This is a genomic window from Pelomonas sp. CA6 (assembly GCF_022549225.1).
Taxonomy (GTDB): Bacteria; Pseudomonadota; Gammaproteobacteria; order Burkholderiales; family Burkholderiaceae_C; genus Roseateles.
Genome location: NZ_JAKZFD010000071.1, coordinates 1 through 324 on the forward strand (window position 1 = coordinate 1; position 324 = coordinate 324).

Annotated in this window: 1 protein-coding gene; it reads right to left on the reverse strand. The window is 67.6% G+C overall.

Annotated features, from left to right (window positions below; translation table 11 throughout):
- Positions 1 to 324, reverse strand: a 324-nt coding sequence (locus LZ017_RS21935; protein WP_241399050.1) for an MBG domain-containing protein, incomplete at both ends; no start/stop codon positions are given.

Genomic DNA, 324 nt, shown 5'->3' on the forward strand with positions numbered 1-324 from the left:
GAAGACGTAGTTGCCGTTGTTGGCGGTGAGCCCGCTGCCGTTGATGGCATAGCTGCCGACGTTGCTGGTGGCGGTGGCGGGCGTCGCGAAGGCCAGCGTGCCGGTGGTGGCATTGGCCAGCGTGTCGCTGTTGACGAATCCGGTCACCGTGCCGCTGAAGGTCGGGTTGGCGGCGCCGTACAGGCGCGACGCGCTGTTGGCCGTCACGGTCAGCGTGGCCGGGGTGACGCTCAGCGCGCTGGTGTTGCCGGCGGCCTGAGTGAAGACGTAGTTGCCGTTGTTGGCGCTCAGGCCGCTGCCGTTGATGGCATAGCTGCCGACGTT